Source organism: Psychromicrobium ferritrahens (assembly GCF_043789415.1).
Taxonomy (GTDB): Bacteria; Actinomycetota; Actinomycetes; order Actinomycetales; family Micrococcaceae; genus Renibacterium.
Window position 1 is genome coordinate 38,803 of the sequence record NZ_JBDLLW010000002.1, and the last position, 16,737, is coordinate 55,539.

Consider the following 16,737-nt stretch of genomic DNA (forward strand, 5'->3'; position numbering starts at 1 on the left):
GCTCACTACTAGCCTCTCCACTTAACCCACAGAGCCTTCCATTTGCAGTTCGATCAGCCGGTTCAGCTCCAGCGCGTATTCCATCGGCAGTTCACGGGCGATCGGCTCGATGAAGCCGCGCACGATCATCGCCATTGCCTCGTCCTCGGGCATACCACGGGACATCAGATAGAAGAGCTGCTCTTCGCTGACCCGGGAGACCGTGGCCTCGTGCCCCATCGAGACATCGTCCTCGCGGATATCCACATAGGGGTAAGTGTCCGAGCGCGAGATGGTGTCCACCAGCAGGGCGTCACAGCGCACCGTATTAGCCGAGTGCTCTGCGCCCTCGCGGATCTGCACCAGACCACGGTAGGCGGCACGGCCACCGCCGCGGGCCACCGACTTGGAGATAATCGAGGACTTGGTGTTCGGTGCGATGTGCACCATCTTGGAACCGGTGTCCTGATGCTGACCTTCGCCCGCGAAGGCGATGGACAGCGTCTCACCCTTGGCGTGCTCCCCCACCAAGTAGACCGCCGGGTACTTCATGGTCACCTTGGAACCGATATTGCCATCGATCCACTCCATGGTGGCGCCTTCGTGCGCGATGGCGCGCTTAGTCACCAGGTTGTAGACATTGTTCGACCAGTTCTGGATGGTGGTGTAGCGAACGCGGGCGTTCTTCTTCACCACGATCTCGACGACGGCGGAGTGCAGTGAGTCGGAGGTGTAGATCGGCGCGGTGCAGCCTTCGATGTAGTGCACGTAGGAACCCTCATCGGCGATGATCAGGGTGCGCTCGAACTGGCCCATATTCTCGGTGTTGATCCGGAAGTAAGCCTGCAGCGGGATCTCCACGTGCACGCCCGGCGGCACGTAGACGAAGGAGCCACCGGACCAGACAGCGGTGTTCAGCGAGGCGAATTTATTATCGCCCACCGGAATGATGGTGCCGAAGTACTCCTGGAAGATCTCCGGGTGCTCTTTGAGCGCGGTATCGGTGTCCAGGAAGATGACGCCCTGCTGTTCCAGGTCCTCACGGATCTGGTGGTAGACCACCTCGGACTCGTACTGCGCGGCGACGCCGGAGACCAGGCGATTGCGCTCCGCCTCCGGGATGCCCAGCTTCTCGTAAGTGTTGCGGATGTCCTCCGGCAGGTCTTCCCAGCTCTCCGCCTGCTTCTCGGTAGAGCGGACAAAGTATTTAATGTTATCGAAATCGATGCCGGAAAGATCGGCACCCCAATTGGGCATGGGCTTCCGGTCGAAGTACTTCAGACCCTTGAGGCGCAGATCAAGCATCCATTGCGGCTCGTTCTTCTTCGCTGAGATATCGCGGACGACCTCTTCGCTCAGCCCGCGACGGGCGTTCTCGCTCGCCTCGTTCTTATCCGACCAGCCGAAGGCGTAGTTACCGATGCCTTCCAGCTCCGGATTGCGCTCCAGGATGTCGGTGATCACCCCGTCGGAAGCCAGCGCATCGGTGGCCTCATTGATTATTTGATCTGTCATCACAACTGCCTTTCTAGCAAGTCGAGCCTTGCCTGTTCCGGGCCGCCCTCTGTTGAGGGACGACCGGTAGGTATATGCGTGGTACAGACGTGTCCACCACTAGCCAGGGTGGAGAGTCTGCGCACATCGAGGCCAAGTAGCTGAGAGAAAGCCTCAGTCTCCGCCTCGCAGAATTCTGGATATTCCGCCGCTAGTTCAAGCACGGGGCAATGCCCCTGGCATAATTGCACGGCTTGCAGCGGCCCGCTGGCTTGCAATTGCTGCGCTGAGGCGACATAGCCGTCCGCGCTGAGCGCCGCGGAAAGGATCTCCGCCCGGCGCACAACATCGTCACCGGCTTCGGCGAGGAGCGGCGCATAGCGTTCCTTCATCGCCGAAAATCGATCTTCCGCGAAGGCCTTCACCGCACCGGGACCATTAGCGGCGATCAATTGCTTGAGCGCGGTCCGGGCGATCTGCAGATAGTCATTACCCAGTCCGGACTGCCCCTGGCTGGAAAGCACATAGCGGCGGGCCGGGCGACCTGCCCCGGTGCCACTGCCACGCACCAGTTTGACTTCGATCACACCGGATTTCTCCAGCTGGTCGAGATGACGCCTGATCGCCGCCGGAGTGAGTCCGAGCATTCTGCCCAGCTGGGTCGCGCTCACCGGGCCGTGTTCCAGCACGGCGCCGCGTACCCGATCACGGGTTCGCTCGTCATTGTCTGGGCTGCCCTGCGGAGTAACCGTTCCCGCCAGTACCTCGACGGCAGCTACCGCCTGAGAATTAACCGTCACGGAATACACAACATAATTATGTCCTAATAGATTCCCGCCAGCTAGTAAGGCAGACCTTTCACCGCAGTGATGCCTGCCACACGGCTATTTTGCTGCCATCCCGGTGATGAATTTGGCGGCGATGGGGCCCGCGGTTCCGGCACCGAATCCGCCGTCGTCAACGAAGACCGCGATCGCCAGATCGCCCTGTGCCGCGATCATCCAGGCGTGAGTTTTCGGTGGCTTTTCATTGCCATACTCGGCGGTGCCGGTCTTAGCAATCACGGCGCCTCCGGGCAGGTTCTGCAAAACTGCGGCGTGTCCGCTAGTCACCACCGCGGCCATCATCTCTTTCAAAGCAGCAACCTCAGCCGCGCTCAACGGGATCACCGGTGTGGCGGCTCCGGTCGAGCTGCTGGACGGCGTCGCGGACGGCGTGGTGGAACTCTGAGCCGAAGAATCGGGGCTCCGCTCAACGAGCTTCGGTTTGACCAGAGAGCCATGCGAAACACTCGCCGCAACTCCAGCCATGGTCCACGGCGAAGCCAAGACGGTGCCCTGGCCGATCATCGAGGCGGCATGCTCAGCGTCGGTGCCGGAGAGCTTGACATTCCCCGGGAATCCGTCAATTCCCAACTCCGACTCCGCGCCCGCCCCGATTCCGAGACTGGCCGCCGCGCTGGCCAGATCCTGCTGCGTAAGCTTTTGTGCATTGGAGACGAAGGCCGTGTTGCAGGAATGCGCGAAAGCGTCCTTCAGAGGGATCTGTCCGGTATGGGCTTGGGGGTAATACGGTTCATTTTTGAAGCTGGTACCGCCCGCATAGACCAGGGGTTCGCAAGAGACGATACTCTCGGGGGTCATCCCCTTACGGATCAAGGCCAGCGAGGTCACCGTTTTGAAGGTCGAGCCGGGAGCGTACTGGCCCAGGAAAGCGGTGTCATAGCCATTGCTGCCGGGGCTGTTGGCGGCGGCAATGATCGCCCCGGTGGAAGGCCTGATCGCGACCACCGAGGCGGCCGTTGTGCTGTCAGCGAGCACCGACTCAGCGAGATTCTGTGCTTTCAAGTTCAGCGTGGTCTTCAGATCTGCGCCGGCTTTGGCCTCGGTGCTGAAGAGCACCCGAGGATCGGTGCCGGCGGCGGCTTTCGGATCCTTCTCAACGACCTGGATGCCAGGGGTGCCCGCCAGCTGCTGATCGTATTGAGCTTGCAAGCCGCTCAGTCCGGTGATATCCCCGACTTTCAGCCGACCCTTGGATTTCTCAATCAGTTCAGCGGTCGCCGGACCGACGGTGCCCAGCACCGCCCGGGCGAAGCTTCTGCTCGGAGCCAGCGGCAGGGTCTGCTTGAGCGCCACGGCCCCGGCAATCGCACTGATCTGCTGATCCGTCACCGTGCGGTCCGCGTCATCCCGCAGCACGATAGCCTCCACGAAGGCCTGCGGTCCGGAGTCTTTGACCTGCTTGGCATAGGCCGCCGGGTCGATCTTCACCAAGGTGGCGAGGGCTTGGGCGGAAGCCGCCTGATCTGCGGCGGGCACTTTCGTCTTGTCGATACCGACCGAGAGCACCGGCCTGTCCTCTACCAGGACCTGGCCGCCGTCGCCCAGGATCTTCCCGCGCTGCGCCGGGGCGCTCTGCAGTTGAAGCTCATTGCCCTCGGTGAAATTCGGAATCACCAATTGAGCTGACCAGGGCGTGCTCCAGTTCTTATCGTTGCGAGTGAGCCTCGCGGTGTTGTTGTACTGCCAGCTCCCGGCGTCGAAGTCCCAGGCGTAGTTGAGGGTTGCGGTGACCTTGTCCTTATTGTCTTTATCGGGCTCGACTGAGCCTAGACTCACCTTGGGCTTGAGATCACCCAGGGGCTTTACCAGCTTCTTGAAGGAATCCGTGGCGGAGTCAGCACTCACCCCGTCCGCGAAGTTGACCCCGGCGAAATCCTCAGCGTTGAGGGCGTCCACCAGCTTCTGCGCGGCGGCTTTCGCGCCGTTGTCTCCGCCGTCGCAAGAGCTCAGGGTGATCGCAAGCAACACCGCGGGGAGGGCCAAAGCCAGGGTCTTCAAAGTACGCATTCTTGGGGTCTGCACGTGATCTAGTATGCCAAAGCTCCCCGCGATAACCCCGTACTACTCGTTGTAGAAAACAGTGTCGTAGACTGTAAGGCGTGCCCGACGCCTCTTCCCCCGCCCTCGTCATCGATGGCCTCGTCAAAGATGTCGGGCCCGTCCCAGCGCTCGACGGTCGAATGAAGCGCGTGATCAGCGATCTCTCGCTGACCGCGCACTTCGGCCAAGTGACGGTGCTGCTGGGTTCCAATGGCGCCGGGAAGACCACCACCTTGGAATGTGCCCAAGGCTTGCAGAACCGGCAGGGCGGCACCATCTCGCTGCTCGGTCAGGATCCCGAGCAGGCCGACGCCGCGCTCCGCGCCAGAGTGGGCGTGATGCTGCAGGACGGCGGTTTGCCACCTTCCATGCGTCCCATTCCACTGCTGCAACATGTGGCGGGAATGTATCTGGACCCTTGGCCGGTCGCCGAACTGGTTGAGCTGTTGGATATCGCTTCCTTCGAGAATGCGACTATCCGCAGGCTTTCAGGAGGCCAGAAACAGCGGGTCGCCCTGGCCGCCGCCCTCGTCGGCAAACCGGAGATCGTCTTCCTCGATGAACCGAGCGCCGGATTGGATCCGCAGTCACGGCAGCTGGTCTTCGATCTGATCCGGCGTCTTCGTGCCGAGGGCCGTGCCGTCGTCCTGACCACTCACCTGCTAGACGATGCACAACGGCTGGCTGATTACGTGTACATCATCGATGACGGGCACACCGTTGCCGAGGGCACGGTCCCTGAACTGCTGAGCGCAGCCGACCAGAGCCAGTCAAACAGGACTCTGACTTTCGACGCCGAAGCGGGTTTGCAGATCGCACCGGCGCTGCGGCCTTCGCTGCAACTGACTGAAACCCGCCCCGGCTCCTATACCCTCAGCGGAGCTCTCCAAGCCGAGGACCTCGTTGCCCTGAGCACCTGGTGGGCGGAGCATCGGGTGATGCCGACGTCCATCAATCTGGCCTCGCACTCCCTGGAGGACGTCTTCCTGGAGATCGCCTCTACGGCGGAAGCGGAAAGGGCGAAGAAGTGAGCAGCCAACGTCAGCCGCCCAGGCCGGTTTCGCACTCCAGCCCAGTTTCTTTGGCTCGTCGCATCATCTTGCAGAGTCGCTATGAGACAGTCACGATGCTGCGCAATGGTGAACAGCTGATCCTGGCCGTCGTGCTGCCGCTGCTCGGCCTGATCGCCCTGGTGGTCACTCCCCTGCTCGACGACCTCGGCCACAGTCGGATCAATATTGCCGCCCCGGGCATTCTGGCATTGTGCGCTATGTCAACGGCCTTCACCGGCCAGGGCATTGCGACCGGCTTCGACCGGCGATACGGTGTGTTGCGTTTCCTTTCCACCACACCGCTGGGCCGGGGCGGATTGATCGCCGGAAAAGTGATTGCTGTTTTAGCGGTGCTAGTGATCCAGGTCGTGGTGATCGGTGTGGTGGCGCTGCTGCTCGGCTGGCAGCCGAATTTTCCGGGCATCTTACTCGGTATCCCGTTGCTCATTCTGGGCGCGCTGTCTTTCACTTCCCTCGGCCTATTGATCGCTGGCACAGCCCGTCCCGAGGCGACATTGGCGCTGACCAACCTGCTCTGGATCCTGTTCGGCGCACTGGGCGGAATCGTGCTGCCGCCGAATCGCTCCCCGGGTCTGATGGCAGATATTGTGCAGTATCTGCCCTCCGGTGCACTGGGGGAAGCCATGAGGTCGGCTATGTTGCAGGGAAGTTTCAATATTTTCGCAGTGCTCGTGCTGCTGGTCTGGGCAGTGGTCGCCTCCGTGGCCGCTGTGAAATGGTTCAAATGGAGTTGAGATGAGCACCTTGTATCGGTCGTTGACGGCCAAACTCCCGACGACGGTGAACAGCACCGTGCGGCGGCTGTCAATCGCCTCCTTGATCGGCCAGATCGTGCTGGTCGGCACGGGCGGTGCAGTTCGACTGACCTCCTCCGGTCTGGGCTGCCCGACCTGGCCCAAATGCACCACCGATTCCCTGGTGAACACCCCGGAGATGGGCATTCACGGCTTCATCGAATTCGGTAACCGGACCTTGACCTTCGTCCTGGCGGTGGTCGCGGCGGCCATGCTGATCTCGTTGCTGCGGATACGCAAGGAACGCCCAGAGATGTTCTGGCTCTCCTTCGGTCTGCTGGCGAGCATCCCGGCGCAAGGAATCCTGGGCGGCATCACGGTACTGACCAAGCTCAACCCCTGGGTGGTGGGCCTGCACTTCCTGGTCTCCGCCACTTTGGTGGTGCTCTCCATGCTGCTGGTCAACCGCGCCTACAGCCGCCCGCCGGAAAGTCAGAAGCCGGTACGCAGCACATTGCGTCAATTGGCCCTGACGTCAGCGGTGCTGGTGTACCTGGCTGTCATTCTCGGGGTTGCGGTGACCGGTTCAGGCCCGCACGCCGGAGACGCCAATGCGCCGCGCAATGGTTTAGACCCGGAACTGATCACCAGGATTCATGCGCTCCCTGTCTATCTGCTGGTCGCCTGCACCCTGTTACTCATTGTGCTGTGCTGGAAGCGCGGTCGCGGCGATCTGGTGCGTTCCGCAGCGCTATGGCTTTTGGCCGGAGTGCTGCTGCAAGCGGTGATCGGCTTTACCCAGTACTTCACCGGCCTGCCGATCCTACTGGTCGGCCTGCACATGCTGGGCGCTGCCGCGCTGCTCGCCGCAGGCACCAACCTGGCCGACGTCGCACTGCGCTCCCGCCGTCAGGCCTAGTCCAAAACTTCACGCCTCTACTCAATCCACAACCGCTCCGTACCTCAACCAGCTGTCCCACTGAATGTTGCTGGTGTTATAGAAGTCAACGGTTTTCTGCCACATCAGCCACTCATATAACACTCGGTGGGATAGCTGGCCAAAAAACAGGCAAGCAAGGAACCAGCAAGGAAACAGATAGGGGAAGTTGATGGGAAAAGGGAGGGTTAGCCCATCAAGGGCAGGCCGATAAAGGGGTCGACGGCGAGAGCTACGAAGACCAGGGTCAAATAGCTGATCGAGCCGTGGAAGACCTTCATCGCACTCTTATTGGTCAGCGTGTCGTGGCTTGCCTTGCTGTACAGGCGATGCGCCTCAATCAAGAACCATGCCCCGGCCGCTACCGCCACTGCGGTGTAGACGATGCCCGCATGCCCCAGCGGCACCATGAGCAAGGAGCAGACCACCATCGCCCAGGCGTAGAGCACCACCTGGACAGAGACGATCTGGGCTCCCGCAACAGCTCCGAGCATCGGAACCTTTGCGGCGTTGTAATCCTCGCTGTACCGCATCGACAACGGCCAGTAGTGCGGAGGGGTCCAGAGGAAGATGATCATGAAAAGGATGATGGCAGGCCATTCAACCTTATTCGTCACCGCAGCCCAGGCGATCAGCACCGGCATACAGCCCGCGATGCCACCCCAGACGATGTTCTGCGCGGTGCGCCGTTTGAGCACCAGGGTGTAGACCACGACGTAGAAGAAGATCGCGGCCGCACCGAGCACCCCGGAGAGCGGATTGGCACCGAACCAGAGGATCACGATGGAGAGCACGCCGAGCGCCCAGGAGAAAACCAGCGCTTCGCGCGGGGTGATCGCCCCGGTGACCAGCGGACGGTTCTCCGTGCGGTGCATCACTTTATCGATATCACGGTCGATATAGCAGTTGAACGCCCCGGCGCTGCCCGCAGCGAAAGCACCGCCCACCATGGTGGCTACGATGAGCCAGATATCGGGGAAGGACCTTGCCGCGAAGATCATCGTGGGCAGCGTGGTGACCAGCAAGAGTTCAATCACCCGAGGCTTGGTCAATGCCAGATAAGCCTTGGCTTTGGAACCGAAGCTCAACTTCTGCGGAGTCGTCTGCTCCATCGGCGTCGTTGCAGTCTGCGTCACGCGCACGTCTCACCCATGTTTCCTGTGCAGCTAGTAATCTTCCTTCATTCTATACGCCCAGATGATGGGCATCTGACTCCGAGGAAGCTGTGTGTGACGAGTCAGACGCCCCAGAGTTGCGGAGGGCACACAGCTTAAGCACTAAGCTGGAAACCGGAGTTCAAGAATGCACGATATTCGTAAGAGAGGGCACAGTTTCAATGCCACAGCAAGCCCAAGAATTTTCATGGACCGAGCTAGACAAAAAAGCGGTTGACACCATTCGCGTGTTGGCCGCTGATGCGGTGGAGAAGGTTGGCAATGGCCATCCCGGAACCGCGATGTCTCTAGCACCAGCTGCTTATCTGATCTTTCAGAGACTGCTGAACCACGACCCCGCGGATCCCCTGTGGACCGGTCGGGACCGTTTCATTCTCTCCCCCGGGCACAGCTCGCTGACGCTCTATATTCAGCTTTTCCTCTCTGGTTATGGTCTGGAACTGAGTGATCTGGAAGCTCTGCGCACCTGGGGCTCTTTGACCCCGGGACACCCCGAGTACAAGCACACCAAGGGTGTGGAGATCACCACCGGGCCGCTCGGCCAGGGCCTGGCCTCCTCGGTCGGCTTCGCCTACTCCCAGCGCCGGATGCGCGGGCTCTTCGATGCCGAGGCCGCTCCCGGCACCAGTCCCTTCGATCACAACATCTGGGTGATCGCCTCCGACGGCGATCTGCAGGAAGGCGTCACTTCCGAGGCTTCCTCGCTTGCGGGCCATCAGGAACTCGGCAACCTTGTGGTGCTCTACGATCAGAACCACATCTCGATCGAGGACGATACCGATATCGCCTATTCCGAAGACGTGCTCAAGCGCTACGAGGCCTACGGTTGGCACGTGCAGCGCGTGGATTGGACCAAGACTGGTGAATACGTCGAGGACGTCGCCGGGCTCTACCAGGCGCTCATCGAGGCCAAGAATGAGACCTCGAAGCCTTCCATCATCGCTTTGCGCACCGTGATCGGCTGGCCTTCGCCGACCAAGCAGAACACCGGGAAGATCCACGGCTCCGCACTGGGCAAGGACGAACTCGCCGGCCTGAAGAAAGTTCTGGGCTTCGACCCGGAGAAGACCTTCCAGGTCGATCCCGAGGTGCTAGCCCACGCCCGCCAGGTGGTGGAGCGTGGTGCCGCCAGCCACCGGTCCTGGAATCAGGCCTTCACCGATTGGCAGGCAGCGCACCCGGAGGACGCCAAGCTGCTGGCTCGCATCGAGGCGGGCGAGCTTCCGGAGAACTGGACCGCTGCACTGCCCGAGTTCGAAGCAGGCAAAGAGGTCTCCACCCGGGCTGCCTCCGGTAAGGTGATCAACGCCGTGGCCGCCGAGCTCCCCGAGCTCTGGGGCGGTTCCTGTGATCTGGCCGAGTCGAACAACACCACCATTGAGGGTGCTCCGTCCTTCGTGCCGAATGACCGGCAGACCAACGCTTGGTCCGGAAATCCCTATGGCCGGGTATTGCACTTCGGCATCCGTGAGCAGGCTGCCGCCGCGATCGTCAACGGCATCCACCTCGGCGGGCCGACCCGTGCCTTCTCCGGCACCTTCCTGATCTTCTCCGATTATCAGCGCCCCGCGATCCGACTCGGCGCGCTGATGGGCGTACCCAGCATCTACGTCTGGACCCACGACTCAATCGGTCTCGGTGAAGACGGCCCCACCCATCAGCCGGTGGAGCAGCTGGCCAGCCTGCGCGCCATTCCAGGACTCGACGTGGTCCGCCCAGGTGATGCCAATGAGGTTGCCCAGGCGTGGCGCGGCATTCTGGAAAATCGGGACAACCCGGCGGGCATCGTGCTCACCCGACAGAACATCCCGACCTACCAGCGCGGCAGCGGCACCGCCACAGCCACTGAATTCGGTTCCGCTGAGGGCGTGCTGCGCGGCGGCTACGTGCTGGCTGAAGCCGTCCGCGACGGCGCCGTGGTGACCCCCGATGTGGTACTGATCGGCACCGGTTCTGAAGTTCAGCTCGCCGTGCAGGCCCGCGAAACTCTGGCCGCTGAGGGAATCGCCGCCCGGGTGGTCTCGATGCCTTCTATCGAGTGGTTCCACAAACAGGATGCTGAGTACCGCGAATCGGTGCTGCCCAGTGGCGTGAAAGCCAGGGTCTCCGTCGAAGCCGGACTGGCTTTGCCCTGGCGGGAATTCGTCGGTGACGCCGGGCGTTCCATCTCCTTGGAACACTTCGGAGCATCCGCGGATTACAAGCGCCTGTACGCCGAGTTCGGCATCACCACAGAAGCGGTCGCGGCAGCGGCCAAAGACTCTATCGCAGCAGCATCTTAGGAGAGCAATGACTGAGCAAACCCCCACAGCGCAACTGTCGGGAGCCGGAGTTTCCATCTGGCTCGACGACCTTTCCCGCGAGCGACTGACCAGCGGAAGCTTGCAGAAGCTGATCGACGAGAAGAATGTGGTCGGTGTGACCACCAACCCTTCGATCTTCCAGGCCGCGATCTCCAAGGGTGAGTCCTATGCCGCTCAGGTGGCTGAACTCGCTGCCCGCGGTGCCGATGTGGAGACCGCGGTCTTCGAGATCACCACTCGCGACGTCGCCGATGCCTGCGATCTCTTCGCCCCCGTCGCCGAGGCGAGCAAGGGCGTGGATGGCCGGGTCTCCATCGAGGTCGACCCGCGCAAGGCCTGGGACACCGCGGGCACCATCGCCGAGGCACAGCGCCTGCACGCCGCCGTCAATAAGTCCAATGTGCATATCAAGATTCCGGCAACCCTGGAGGGCCTGGAAGCGATCACCGAGACCCTGGCCTCCGGGATCAGCGTCAATGTCACGTTGATTTTCTCACTGGAACGCTACCGCGCCGTGATCAACGCCTTCATGGTCGGCATTGAGAAGGCCAAGGAAAACGGCCACGACCTCTCGCAGATCCATTCCGTGGCCTCCTTCTTCGTCTCCCGGGTGGATACCGAGATCGATAAGCAGCTCACCGCCTTAGGCACCGAAGAGGCCGCCGCGCTCAAGGGCAAGGCTGGGGTCGCGAACGCCCGGCTGGCCTACCAGATCTACCAGGAGCAGTTCGGCTCCGAGCGCTGGAAGCTGCTCGCCGAGGCCGGAGCGCTGCCGCAGCGTCCGCTCTGGGCTTCCACCGGCGTGAAGGATCCGGCCTACCCGGACACCCTGTACGTCACCGAGCTGGTGGCACCGAACGTGGTCAATACAATGCCGGAGAAGACCCTGGACGCCACCTACGACCACGCAGTAGTCACTGGCGACACCGTCACCGCGCACTATGACGAGGCGAACGCTGTATTGAACGCTCTGGAAGGGCTCGGCGTGCACTACAACGACGTCGTCGCGCTGCTGGAGAAAGAAGGCCTGGAGAAATTCGTGGCCAGTTGGAAAGAACTGCTCGAAGACGTTCAGCAGGCCCTCAACAGCGCTAAAGGAGCCTGAGATGTCAAGTCTTTCCTTTGCAGCCAGCGGGGCTGCTCTCGCCGCAGCTGATCTGCATCTGCCCGCTCTGGTGGCGGACGAGGTCGCGTCGCGGATCTTCGCCAAGGATCACACGCTCTGGGGTAAGGACGCCGAATCCGAAGCCGCCATCCGACTGGGCTGGGTTGAAGCACCCGCTATCTCCGCTTCTTTGGTCGAGCAGATCCTGGCGCTGCGCGCCGAACTGCAAGCCGAAGGCGTCAATCACATCGTGCTCGCCGGGATGGGTGGCTCCTCGCTCGCCCCCGAGGTGATCACTAAGACGGCGGGTGTCGAGCTCACCGTGCTGGATTCCACTGACCCGGAGCAGGTGCGCGACGCCGTGAAGGACCGGCTGGCGGAAACCGCACTGGTAGTCTCCTCGAAATCCGGTTCCACGCTGGAGACCGATTCCCAGCGCCGCATCTTCGAGCAAGAGTTCACCGCTGCTGGGATCGATGCCAAGCGCCGGATCATCGTGGTCACCGACCCGGGATCGCCGCTCGACGCCTCGGCCCGTGAGGCCGGTTATCGCGCCGTCTTCAATGCTGACCCGAACGTCGGCGGCCGCTATTCGGCGCTCACCGCTTTCGGTCTGGTGCCCTCAGGCTTGGCTGGAGTGGACATCCAGTCTCTGCTCGACGACGCCGAAGAGGCCGGCGAGGTCTTGCGCGATAACGACGCGGATAATCTGGGCTTGGGCCTGGGCAGCGCGCTCGGCGGCACCAATCCGCTGCGTAACAAGATCGTGATCGTCGATGAGGGCTCCGGCATCATCGGCTTCGCAGACTGGGCTGAGCAATTGATCGCCGAGTCCACCGGCAAGCTCGGTACCGGGGTACTCCCGGTGGTCGCCGACCCCGACTCCCCCGAGGTGACCTCGGGTGCCAGCGACGTGCTGGTGGTCCGTCTGGTGGCTCAGGACTCGGACGTCGATCCGGTAGGCGATCAGGTCGTGCTCTCCGGTAGCCTGGGCGCGCAGATGATGCTCTGGGAGTTCGCGGTGGTGGTAGCAGGCCGCTTGCTCGGCATCGATCCCTTCGATCAGCCCGATGTCGAGGCAGCGAAGAAGGCCGCCCGCGGCTTGCTCGACGCCCGTCCGGAACCGGTCGCGGCCAACTTCACCGATGGCGCCATTGAGGTGCGCGGCGGCGATTGGCTCGGTTCGGCCAGTACCGTCTCGGAAGCCCTGAAGGCACTGTTCGGCGAGCTCAGCAGCGATGGATACCTCAGCGTGCAGGCCTATTTCGATCGGCTGACCCATGCCTCGCTGGCCGGAGTCCGTGACCAGCTGGCCGCTATCACGAACCGCCCGGTGACTTTTGGCTGGGGGCCTCGCTTCCTGCACTCCACCGGTCAGTTCCATAAGGGCGGCCCAGCGATCGGCGTCTTTTTGCAGGTCACCGCGGCGGCCACCGAAGATCTAGCGATTCCAGATCGGCCGTTCAGCTTCGGGCAGCTCATCGAGGCGCAAGCCGCGGGCGATGCCCAGGTACTCGCTGAGCATGGCCGCCCGGTCCTTAGACTGCATCTCACTGAACGTGCCGACGGCGTGGCTCAGCTGGAAGCCGTGATCGCGCAATTGCAACAGGAAGCCTAAAAAGCACATGACTGATACCGCGGCGGCCACGCAGGCTGCCTCATCTACCGTCAAGACCAATCACGGCAATCCCTTGCGCGACTCGAGGGACCGCAGGCTCTCCCGAGTCGCCGGGCCATCCTCGCTGGTGATCTTCGGCGTGACCGGCGATCTTTCTCGCAAGAAGCTCATGCCGGCCGTCTATGACCTGGCCAATCGTGGGTTGCTGCCGCCGAGTTTCGCTCTGGTCGGCTTCGCCCGCCGGCAGTGGGAGAACGAGGACTTCGCCCAGGAGGTCAAAGAGGCCGTCCAGGCGCACTCTCGGACCCCCTTCGACGAGGCGGTCTGGAATCAACTGCTCGAAGGCATCCGCTTCGTACAGGGTGAGTTCGACGACGACGACGCTTTCAACCGGCTCAAGGAGACCTTGGAGGAACTCGACGCGGACCGTGGTACCCGTGGGAACCACGCCTTCTACCTGTCGATTCCGCCGAAGGCTTTCGATCTGGTCTGCCGTCAGCTCTCCAAGCACGGTCTGGCCCAGTCGACACCGGAGCACTGGCGCCGGGTGGTGATCGAGAAGCCCTTCGGGCATGATCTGGAATCGGCTCGGGCGCTCAATGACGTGGTGGAATCTGTTTTCCCGCCGGATTCGGTGTTCCGGATCGATCACTACCTGGGCAAGGAAACGGTGCAGAACCTGCTGGCGCTGCGCTTCGCCAATCAGCTCTTCGAACCGATCTGGAACGCGAATTACGTCGATCACGTGCAGATCACCATGGCCGAGGACATCGGCACCGGTGGTCGTGCGGGGTATTACGACGGAGTCGGCGCGGCGCGCGATGTGATCCAGAACCATCTGCTGCAGCTGCTCGCACTGACCGCAATGGAGGAGCCTATCTCCTTCAACGCGGAGGATCTGCGCGCGGAGAAGGAGAAGGTGCTGGCCGCCGTCAAACTTCCTGAAGATCTCTCCACGCACTCCGCTCGCGGGCAATTCGCGGGCGGTTGGCAGGGCGGCGAGAAGGTGCTCGGGTACCTGGAAGAAGAGGGCATCCCCGCTGATTCCACCACCGAGACCTATGCCGCCGTCCGGCTCGACATCAACACCCGGCGCTGGTCCGGGGTGCCGTTCTACCTGCGCACCGGCAAACGGCTCGGCCGACGCGTGACGGAGATCGCGGTGGTCTTCAAAAAGGCCCCGAATCTGCTGTTCACCGACCACAACGAGGATGAGTTCGGCCAGAACGCCGTGGTGATCCGGGTGCAGCCCGATGAAGGCGTCACCATCCGCTTCGGCTCCAAGGTGCCGGGCACCCAGATGGAAGTCCGCGATGTCACCATGGACTTCGGCTATGGTCATGCCTTCACCGAGAGCAGCCCTGAAGCCTATGAACGGCTCATCCTGGACGTGCTGCTCGGCGAACCGCCGCTGTTCCCGCGGCATCAAGAGGTGGAACTGTCCTGGAAGATCCTGGATCCCTTCGAGAAGTACTGGGCCGAAGAAGGCAAGCAACCCGAAGCCTATCCCCCGGGAAGCTGGGGCCCGGCTTCGGCAGATGAACTGATGGCGCGCGATGGACGAAGCTGGAGAAGGCCGTGATTATTGATCTACCCGATACGACGACGTCGAAAGTCTCCAAGGAGATCCAGTCGATGCGCGAGCAGGGTGGCGTCGTCACCCTGGGCCGCGTGCTGACCTTGGTGGTACTGACCAAAAGCGGCTATGAGGAAGAGGCCATTGAGGCAGCTAATCTGGCCAGTCGTGAGCACCCCTGCCGGATCATCGTGCTGTCTGATGCCTCAGAGCAGGACGAAACCCGTTTGGATGCCCAGATCCGAGTCGGTGGTGACGCCGGTGCCTCTGAGGTGGTAGTGCTGCACGGGTACGGTGAACTGGCCAAGCAGAGCGAATCTTTGGTCTCCGCCCTGCTGCTGCCAGACGCTCCGATCGTGGCCTGGTGGCCGCACGGCATTCCGGAGGTCGCCTCCCGGACCTCGATCGGGAAGATCGCGCATCGCCGGATCACCGATTCCGCCAATGAGCCCAATCCACGGGAGGCGTTGCTGCACATCAGCAAGAGCTACGCCGAAGGCGATACCGATCTGGCCTGGACCCGGCTGACCAACTGGCGCATCCAGCTGGCCGCCGCTTTCGATCAGCTGGATGACGAGCCCGTCACTTCACTGCTCGTGGAAGGCGCCTCTGATTCGCCCAGCACCCTGTTGCTAGCGGCTTGGCTGCATCGGGCGCTCAAGGTACCCACAAAGGTGATCGAGGATCCTGCGGGCACCGGTATTCGCCGGGTAGTGCTGGAACGCGCGGCTGGTTCGATTGAATTGCTCCGCCCGGGAACGCAGGAAGCGACCCTGACCCAGCCCGGGCAACCGGTGCAGCATATTTCACTCCCGCGGCGTTCTCTACAGGACTGTCTCTCTGAAGAACTTCGCCGGCTCGACCCCGATGAGGTCTTCGGCGAGGTCATCACCGAAGGCCTGACCAGTTTGCTGGCCAATGAACAGCGTGAGGTAGCTCAATGAGCTCAGCACCCGGACCCATTCGGATTAATATTCACCCCAGCTTCGATGTGCTGGCCGCCACCACGGCTGCTCGGCTGATCACCAAACTGCTCGATGTGCAGAACGAACGGGGTGAGGCAACCGTGGTGCTGACCGGTGGGACGGTGGGCATCGCGACCCTCAAAGCGGTGGTGGACTCCCCCGCCTGCCCGGCCGTCGACTGGTCCAAGGTCAACTTCTGGTGGGGCGACGAACGGTTCTTGCCCGCTGGGGATGCCGATCGCAATGAGCACCAAGCCGAAGAGGTGCTACTTTCCAAGATCGGTGTTGACCCGGCGAGGGTGCACCGGATGGGTGGTTCCGAGGAATTCGCCGATTCCCAGGCGGCGGCTGAGAACTACGCCCAGCAGCTGGCTCTGGCCGCGGCAGCTGAGCATCCGGATGACACGTCCGAGAACCTCGATACCACGGCGATCACCTGGCAGGCTCTACCGCGTTTCGACGTCCTGCTGTTGGGCATCGGGCCGGATGGTCATATTGCCTCGCTTTTCCCGGAAATGGCGGGGATCCGGGTGCGGGATGCCCTCGTGGTGGGGGTGGAGAACTCACCCAAGCCACCGCCCTCCCGGGTTTCCCTGACCTTACCAGCGATCAATTCGGCACAGGAGATCTGGATGGTGGTCGCTGGTCCCGATAAGGCCGGAGCTGTCGGTCTGGCTCTCGCCGGAGCTAACCCGGTGCAGGTGCCCGCTGCTGGCCCGGCGGGCCGGGTCAAGACGCTCTGGCTGATCGACCAGGACGCCGCAGCCAAGGTTCCGGAAAACCTCTTCCTGGGCGGCGCTAGCTAGGCACCCGTTCTTCTGCGACCATCCTCCCAACGCGCTATCGCGAAAATCTGTTAAAGCGAAGGTCCCGTTCAACAAGTTGTTGAACGG

General features: G+C 62.3%; 13 protein-coding genes. 9 read left to right on the top strand and 4 right to left on the bottom strand.

Features of this window, described 5'->3' with window-relative positions; genetic code table 11:
• Positions 1-21: 21 nt before the first annotated feature.
• From sufB to ABDK06_RS09930, 3 genes are all read right to left on the bottom strand, one after another.
• Complete coding sequence (gene sufB, locus ABDK06_RS09920) at positions 22-1,494, bottom strand: Fe-S cluster assembly protein SufB (protein WP_394940868.1); 1,473 nt, start codon at positions 1,492-1,494, stop codon at positions 22-24.
• The gene (locus ABDK06_RS09925) at positions 1,494-2,234 is read right to left on the bottom strand and encodes a helix-turn-helix transcriptional regulator (RefSeq protein ID WP_394941300.1); all 741 of its coding nucleotides are present in this window, start codon (positions 2,232-2,234) and stop codon (positions 1,494-1,496) included. The genes sufB and ABDK06_RS09925 overlap by 1 nt, the downstream gene beginning before the upstream one ends.
• Positions 2,235-2,357: 123 nt before the next feature.
• A complete protein-coding gene (locus ABDK06_RS09930; protein WP_394940869.1) occupies positions 2,358-4,325 on the bottom strand; it encodes a penicillin-binding transpeptidase domain-containing protein in 1,968 nt (655 codons plus the stop codon).
• Between the two features lie 92 nt (positions 4,326-4,417).
• Between ABDK06_RS09930 and ABDK06_RS09935 the strand changes: the two genes are divergently transcribed.
• Genes ABDK06_RS09935 through ABDK06_RS09945 form a run of 3 tightly spaced genes read left to right on the top strand, consistent with a single transcriptional unit; the run spans position 4,418 to position 7,084 of the window.
• Positions 4,418-5,389 carry an ABC transporter ATP-binding protein gene (locus ABDK06_RS09935; protein ID WP_394940870.1) on the top strand — a complete coding sequence of 324 codons (972 nt, stop codon included), beginning with the start codon at positions 4,418-4,420 and terminating at the stop codon, positions 5,387-5,389.
• Positions 5,386-6,165, top strand: coding sequence for an ABC transporter permease (locus ABDK06_RS09940; protein ID WP_394940871.1), 780 nt, complete (start codon positions 5,386-5,388; stop codon positions 6,163-6,165). Before ABDK06_RS09935 ends, ABDK06_RS09940 begins: the two co-directional genes overlap by 4 nt.
• Before the next feature lies 1 nt (position 6,166).
• The gene (locus ABDK06_RS09945; protein ID WP_394940872.1) at positions 6,167-7,084 is read left to right on the top strand and encodes a COX15/CtaA family protein; all 918 of its coding nucleotides are present in this window, start codon (positions 6,167-6,169) and stop codon (positions 7,082-7,084) included.
• Positions 7,085-7,290: 206 nt separating this feature from the next.
• On the opposite strand, the gene ABDK06_RS09950 is transcribed toward ABDK06_RS09945, so the two are convergent.
• Positions 7,291-8,214 carry a heme o synthase gene (locus ABDK06_RS09950; protein WP_394941302.1) on the bottom strand — a complete coding sequence of 308 codons (924 nt, stop codon included), beginning with the start codon at positions 8,212-8,214 and terminating at the stop codon, positions 7,291-7,293.
• 224 nt (positions 8,215-8,438) lie between these two features.
• Here ABDK06_RS09950 and tkt point away from each other — a divergent pair, with 224 nt between their 5' ends.
• The 6 genes from tkt to pgl are packed head-to-tail and all read left to right on the top strand — an operon-like array spanning position 8,439 to position 16,650.
• Complete coding sequence (gene tkt / locus ABDK06_RS09955; RefSeq protein ID WP_394940873.1) at positions 8,439-10,559, top strand: transketolase; 2,121 nt, start codon at positions 8,439-8,441, stop codon at positions 10,557-10,559.
• A 7-nt stretch (positions 10,560-10,566) separates the two neighbouring features.
• Positions 10,567-11,685 carry a transaldolase gene (tal, locus tag ABDK06_RS09960; RefSeq protein ID WP_394940874.1) on the top strand — a complete coding sequence of 373 codons (1,119 nt, stop codon included), beginning with the start codon at positions 10,567-10,569 and terminating at the stop codon, positions 11,683-11,685.
• Position 11,686: 1 nt separating this feature from the next.
• Positions 11,687-13,303: a glucose-6-phosphate isomerase gene (locus ABDK06_RS09965; protein ID WP_394940875.1), complete on the top strand. Its 1,617-nt coding sequence runs from the start codon at positions 11,687-11,689 to the stop codon at positions 13,301-13,303.
• Between the two features lie 7 nt (positions 13,304-13,310).
• Positions 13,311-14,885 carry a glucose-6-phosphate dehydrogenase gene (gene zwf / locus ABDK06_RS09970; RefSeq protein WP_394940876.1) on the top strand — a complete coding sequence of 525 codons (1,575 nt, stop codon included), beginning with the start codon at positions 13,311-13,313 and terminating at the stop codon, positions 14,883-14,885.
• Positions 14,882-15,823: a glucose-6-phosphate dehydrogenase assembly protein OpcA gene (locus tag ABDK06_RS09975; protein WP_394940877.1), complete on the top strand. Its 942-nt coding sequence runs from the start codon at positions 14,882-14,884 to the stop codon at positions 15,821-15,823. The genes zwf and ABDK06_RS09975 overlap by 4 nt, the downstream gene beginning before the upstream one ends.
• Positions 15,820-16,650, top strand: coding sequence for a 6-phosphogluconolactonase (gene pgl, locus ABDK06_RS09980; RefSeq protein WP_394940878.1), 831 nt, complete (start codon positions 15,820-15,822; stop codon positions 16,648-16,650). Before ABDK06_RS09975 ends, pgl begins: the two co-directional genes overlap by 4 nt.
• Positions 16,651-16,737 lie beyond the last annotated feature (87 nt).